This is a genomic window from Bradyrhizobium sp. ORS 375, from assembly GCF_000239775.1.
In the GTDB taxonomy this organism is placed as follows: domain Bacteria; phylum Pseudomonadota; class Alphaproteobacteria; order Rhizobiales; family Xanthobacteraceae; genus Bradyrhizobium.
On the sequence record NZ_CAFI01000128.1, the window covers coordinates 1 to 5,624 of the forward strand.

The following is a 5,624-nucleotide window of genomic DNA, read 5'->3' on the forward strand; positions in this document are numbered from 1 at the left end:
ATGCGGATCAAGTTTGAAAGGCAGTTTAAGCATTGTGCTGAAGGAAGCCTGAACGCAAACCGGCCGATCCTTCGGGCCGTAGCGCAAATGCTTGATTCAGATAAGATTTTTTGAAGCGGCAAAGAGCGGTTTACCGTTCTGTTTGGCCAACCTGTAACCATCGCCGAAACGGCGGCACCCGCTCGCCCTGCAACCCCTGGCAATGGCGCGGCAATGGGCGATCGACAGGCCGGCGCGTAAGCGCGCGCAATCAGACAAGGCTGCGCAACGGCTTGGACGCGGAAGCAGCCGCTCAGAGCGAGCGGCGGTCGCGCCGGAGCTACAGATGATGTGAGCAGTGGAAGGGGCGTGCCGACGGCATTCGGGCGCAGCGCCAGGGATATCGCCAAGCATATCGCCAAGGATATCACGAGGGATCGAGGGCGTCGGCGAACACGTCAGGACCAGATCTCGCTCTGGCTGAAGAGCCGCTTGCGAGATTGCAGACCGAATGGCGATCTGCACCGAACGAAGAAATCCTGTTTCTTCTGCCGGACCGGCCCGCGACGGCAATGCCGTCTTGAGTTCGATCCGACCGTTGACCTGATGTCTCGCCGACACCCTCTATCGTCAATCGGAGCTTCGAAGATCGGCCAGCTCTCAAGGAGCCTGAGCGACCCTTCGCTCCAACGACGTGCCGGCATCAGCTGCCGGACTCATCTCGCAGCGAACTGCGAGAGTTACTTCTTCTTGGCGACCTTCTTGGTCTTCTTGGCAGTCTTCTTCGCCGCGGTCTTCGCGACCTTCTTCACTGCCTTCTTCGCCTTCTTCGCTTTCTTGGCCATGTTGCCCTCCGATATGAGTTGGCTTAGTCGATGCGTGCACTCGGGAATCGAGATGCACTCCATATCGATACACCAACGAGTGAAAAAAAACAGCTTCCGGCTTAAGGAAGTGTTGACACGCGCGCGCGTGTGCGGCTGACGAAACGCGCGAAGCAGCACGACGGTCGACATCGGAAATGCGTTTCCGCGTCCGCGCAACGGCGAGCGTGCTACTAATAGCGATCGCAAAAAAAGCCTGCACTGCAAGTATTTTTTGAAATGGCTGCGCGAGGCGTCGAAAGCGGCCTCGGCACGGAGTCGACACGCGGAGTCGCACATCGAGCGGTGCTCGCGGACTCTGAGTCGTAAAAATTGGCAACGAAAAAATTTTCATTGCACACGCCCTCGTGTGCGTTCGGACGCTCGTCAACGGTGGCTTTTTTGCGAATCGCGTGCGGCGATTCGCTGGACGCGAGCCCAAACGAAAACGGCGCGCACCCTGTGCGCGCCGTCGGAACGAAGATCAGTGATCGTCGTTTCAGATGCCGAGCTTGCTCTTGAGGAGATCGTTGACCGCCTGCGGGTTGGCCTTGCCGCCCGACGACTTCATCACCTGGCCGACGAACCAGCCGGCGAGCTGCGGCTTCGCCTTGGCCTGCGCGACCTTGTCCGGATTGGCAGCGATGATCTCGTCGACGACCTTCTCGATGGCGCCGAGATCGGTGACCTGCTTCATGCCGCGGCTCTCGACCAGCTCGCGCGGGTCGCCGCCCTCGCTCCAGACGATCTCGAACAGGTCCTTGGCGATCTTGCCGGAGATCGTGCCCTCGCCGATCAGCGCGACGATGGCGGCGAGCTGAGACGCCGACACCGGAGAGGACGAGATGTCGCGGCCTTCCTTGTTGAGGCGGCCGAACAGCTCGTTGATCACCCAGTTAGCGGCGAGCTTGCCGTCGCGCGCCCGGTCGGACAGCGCTTCCAGCACGCTCTCATAGAACGCGGCGCTCTCGCGCTCGGCCACCAGCACCGAGGCGTCGTAGGGCGAGAGGCCGAGATCGGCGATGAAGCGCGCCTTCTTCTGGTCCGGCAGCTCCGGCAGCGCCGCCTTCAGCGCGTCGACGAAGGCCTGGTCGAACTCCAGCGGCAGGAGGTCCGGGTCGGGGAAGTAACGGTAGTCGTGCGCCTCCTCCTTGGACCGCATCGAGCGCGTCTCGCCCTTGTCGGGATCGAACCGGCGGGTTTCCTGCTCGATCACGCCGCCGTCCTCGATGATCTCGATCTGGCGCCGCGCCTCGGCCTCGACCGCCTGGCCGATGAAGCTGATGGAGTTGATGTTCTTGATCTCGCAGCGGGTGCCGAGCGGGCCGCCCGGCTTGCGCACGGAGACGTTGACGTCGGCGCGCAGGGATCCCTTCTCCATGTCGCCGTCGCAGGTGCCAAGATAGCGCATGATCGAGCGCAGCTTGGTCACGTAGGCCTTGGCCTGCTCGGCGTCGCGGATGTCAGGCTTGGAGACGATCTCCATCAGCGCCACGCCGCAGCGGTTGTAGTCGATATAGGAGAGCGACGGCGACTGGTCGTGCAGCATCTTGCCCGGATCCTGCTCGATGTGCAGGCGCTCGATGCCGATCGTTGCGGTCTTGCCGCCGTCGAGCTCGACCGTGATCTCGCCCTCGCCCACGATGGGGTCCTTGTACTGGCTGATCTGGTAGCCCTGCGGCAGGTCGGGGTAGAAATAGTTCTTGCGGTCGAACACCGAGCGCAGGTTGATCTTGGCGTTCAGCCCGAGCCCGGTGCGCACGGCCTGGCGCACGCACTCCTCGTTGATGACCGGCAGCATGCCCGGCATCGCGACGTCGACCAGCGACACGTGGGTATTGGGATCGCCGCCGAAGGCGGTGGAGGCGCCCGAGAACAGTTTCGACTTCGAGGTGACCTGGGCGTGGATCTCCATGCCGATCACGACCTCCCAGTCACCCGTGGCGCCCTTCATCAGCTTGCCGCTGGTTGCCGTCATGGCCCTCAACTCCCCATCAGCGCGGAGACGATCCGCTCGAATTCGATATCCAGCGCATCTTTCGCCGCCGGCTGCCCGGCCTGGCGATACCAGTAGGCGGCATTGCCGAGGTCGCCCTCGACGCGATGCAGATGCGCGTGCGCCCAGGCCGCATCGCGGCCGGTCTCGTCCTGGATGATCCTGTGCGCCCGGTCCCAATCGCCCTTCGCCAGCCACCACAGGCCGGTCAGCACCGGCGACAGGCCGGCCGCGGGCGCGTCGCCCGCAAGGCTCGTCTTGAAATCGGCGACGCTTACCACCACCGGACCGGCGTGAAGCGTCCCGCCGCCTGCTCGATCACCTCGCCGAGCGAGAACAGCGTCTCTTCGTCGAACGGACGGCCGATCAGCTGCAGCCCGAGCGGCAGGCCCTGGGCGTCCTTGCCGGCCGGCACCGCGATGCCCGGCAGGCCGGCCATGTTCACCGTCACCGTGAAGATGTCGTTGAGATACATCTCGACCGGATCGGCGCCGCCCTTCTCGCCGATGCCGAAGGCGGCCGACGGCGTCGCCGGCGTGAGGATCGCGTTCACGCCCTTGGCGAAGCAGTCCTCGAAATCCTTCTTGATGAGGGTCCGGACCCGCTGCGCCCGGATGTAATAGGCGTCGTAATAGCCGGCCGACAGCACATAGGTGCCGATCATGACGCGGCGGCGGACCTCAGGCCCGAACCCTTCGGCGCGGGTGTTCTCATAGAGCTCGCCGATCGACTTGCCCGGCACGCGCAGGCCGTAGCGGACGCCATCGTAGCGGGCCAGGTTCGAGGACGCCTCCGCCGGGGCCACGATGTAATAGGCCGGCAGCGCGTATTTGGTGTGCGGCAGCGACACCTCGACGGTCTCTGCGCCGGCGGCTTCCAGCCACTTGCGGCCTTCACTCCACAGCTTCTCGATCTCGGCCGGCATGCCGTCGAGGCGATACTCCCGGGGAATGCCGATCTTCATGCCCTTCACGGACTTGCCGATCGCGGCTTCATAGTCCGGCACGGGGATGTCGACCGAGGTGGTGTCCTTCGGATCGTGGCCGGCCATCGAGCGCAGCAGGATCGCGGCGTCGCGGGTCGAGCGCGCGATCGGTCCGGCCTGGTCGAGCGACGATGCGAAGGCGACGATGCCCCAGCGCGAGCAGCGGCCATAGGTCGGCTTGATGCCGACGGTGGCGGTGAACGCCGCGGGCTGGCGGATCGAGCCGCCGGTGTCGGTCGCGGTCGCGCCCATGCACAGCAGCGCCGCCACGGCCGAGGCCGAGCCGCCGGACGAGCCGCCCGGCACCAGCGTGGTGTTGGAGCCCTCGCGTCGCCAGGGGTTGCCGACCGGGCCGAAGCACGAGGTCTCGTTCGACGAGCCCATCGCGAACTCGTCATTGTTGAGCTTGCCGAGCATGACCGCGCCGTCGCGCCAAAGCTGCGACGTGACGGTCGACTCGTAGGTCGGCACGAAATTGCCGAGGATCTTCGAGCACGCGGTGGTGCGGACGTCCTTGGTCGCGAACAGGTCCTTGATCCCGAGCGGAATACCCGCCAGCGGTCCACCCTCGCCCTTGTTGATCTTGGCGTCGGCCTCGCGCGCCATCGCGCGCGCCTGGTCCGGCGTCTCCATCACGAAGGCGTTGAGCGCCCGCGCCTCTTCCATCGCCTTGAGATGGGCGTCGGTCAGCTCGAGCGACGTGAAGGTCTTGTCCGCGAGACCCTTGCGGGCCTCGGCGAGCGTCAGCGAAGTCAAATCGGTCATTTGTTGATCGGGCTGCAGAAGAACGGGGAGAGCGTCTTGTCGTCGGCGGCATCGTCGGCGAAGAACTTGTTCGTCTTCGCCTTGGTGGTATTCGCCTTGTCGGTATTGGCCGCTTCGAGCTGGTCGAGGATCTCGTTGACGGTCTTGTCCGGATCGGCGGCCTTGCCCTGCCGCTCCATGGCGTCGAGATAATCCATATAGGCCTTGTAGGCCGCTTCATCGTCGCAGAGCAGGCACATGGCGTTGGCTCGCTTGTCGGTTGGAGGAGCAGATGGCGCGCGCTAAGCGCGCTGACCTGCCCTGGCTATTCCACGACCTTCGGCACGAGAAAGAAGTTGTTCTCGGTCATGGGCGCGTTCTTGACGATGTCGTCGGCGATGTCGCCGTCCGTGACGACGTCCTGGCGCTTCTTCATCGCCATCGGGGTCACCGAGGTCATCGGCTCGACGCCCTCGACATTGACCTCGGACAATTGCTCCACGAAGGCCAGCATCGCATTGAGCTCGCCCTGCAGATGCGGGACCTCGGCGTCAGTGACAGCGATCCGCGCCAATTGCGCGATCCGGCGGACGGTGGCGGCATCGACCGACATTATATAGGGCCTCGCGGGAAACAGTGAACCCGCCCTATAGCAGAGCCCGCTTTCGCGCCGCAACCGGCAGGCTTCGGGCTTTCCCGGGGCATCGCCCTGCCCCTGTCGTCAACCCGCCAGCTTCGCGAGCCGCGCCAGGGCCTGCTCGGCCAGCGTCCGCGTGAGCTCTGCCGCCGGTCTCTCTCGCCCGAGCGGCAGCGCCTGCCCGGCCCAGAGATTGGTGAAATCGACCTTGCCCTGCTTCTCCGCGGCCGCCTTGAGCGGGCCGAGCGCGGTCGCCGCATGCGGAAACGCCGGCGCGTCCGGCGAGATCGGCCCGACCTCGCGCATCACCCGGTTGGCGACGCCGCGCGCCAGCCGCCCGGTCATGACATTGGTGATGACGGTCGATTCGTCATCGGCGGCGGCCAGCGCGGCGCGCGCGATCGCGCTGACCTNNTCGGC

6 protein-coding genes are annotated in these 5,624 nt (G+C 65.0%); all 6 read right to left on the bottom strand.

Translation table 11 applies throughout. The annotated features are described in order from the left end of the window. Positions 1-1,341: 1,341 nt before the first annotated feature. Entirely contained in the window at positions 1,342-2,820 is a 1,479-nt protein-coding gene (gatB, locus tag BRAO375_RS11245; RefSeq protein WP_009027596.1) for an Asp-tRNA(Asn)/Glu-tRNA(Gln) amidotransferase subunit GatB, read from the bottom strand. A 5-nt stretch (positions 2,821-2,825) separates the two neighbouring features. Further along, positions 2,826-3,122, bottom strand: a complete 297-nt coding sequence (locus tag BRAO375_RS11250) for a hypothetical protein (RefSeq protein ID WP_035639973.1) — start codon at positions 3,120-3,122, stop codon at positions 2,826-2,828. Continuing rightward, a complete protein-coding gene (gatA, locus tag BRAO375_RS11255; RefSeq protein ID WP_009027598.1) occupies positions 3,113-4,588 on the bottom strand; it encodes an Asp-tRNA(Asn)/Glu-tRNA(Gln) amidotransferase subunit GatA in 1,476 nt (491 codons plus the stop codon). Before gatA ends, BRAO375_RS11250 begins: the two co-directional genes overlap by 10 nt. Further along, on the bottom strand, positions 4,585-4,827 hold the full coding sequence (locus BRAO375_RS11260; protein WP_009027599.1) for a hypothetical protein: 243 nt from the start codon (positions 4,825-4,827) through the stop codon (positions 4,585-4,587). The genes gatA and BRAO375_RS11260 overlap by 4 nt, the downstream gene beginning before the upstream one ends. A gap of 65 nt (positions 4,828-4,892) precedes the next feature. Then, on the bottom strand, positions 4,893-5,180 hold the full coding sequence (gene gatC / locus BRAO375_RS11265; RefSeq protein ID WP_009027600.1) for an Asp-tRNA(Asn)/Glu-tRNA(Gln) amidotransferase subunit GatC: 288 nt from the start codon (positions 5,178-5,180) through the stop codon (positions 4,893-4,895). A gap of 108 nt (positions 5,181-5,288) precedes the next feature. Beyond that, a partial coding sequence (locus BRAO375_RS11270; protein ID WP_035639974.1) for a nitronate monooxygenase occupies positions 5,289-5,624 on the bottom strand: 336 nt, incomplete at its 5' end.

Excerpts from the sequence above, each read along its gene's own strand:
- gatB (WP_009027596.1), bottom strand. The coding sequence starts at position 2,820 with ATGACGGCAACCAGCGGCAAGCTGATGAAGGGCGCCACGGGTGACTGG.
- gatC (WP_009027600.1), bottom strand. The coding sequence starts at position 5,180 with ATGTCGGTCGATGCCGCCACCGTCCGCCGGATCGCGCAATTGGCGCGG.
- gatA (WP_009027598.1), bottom strand. The coding sequence starts at position 4,588 with ATGACCGATTTGACTTCGCTGACGCTCGCCGAGGCCCGCAAGGGTCTC.
- BRAO375_RS11260 (WP_009027599.1), bottom strand. The coding sequence starts at position 4,827 with ATGTGCCTGCTCTGCGACGATGAAGCGGCCTACAAGGCCTATATGGAT.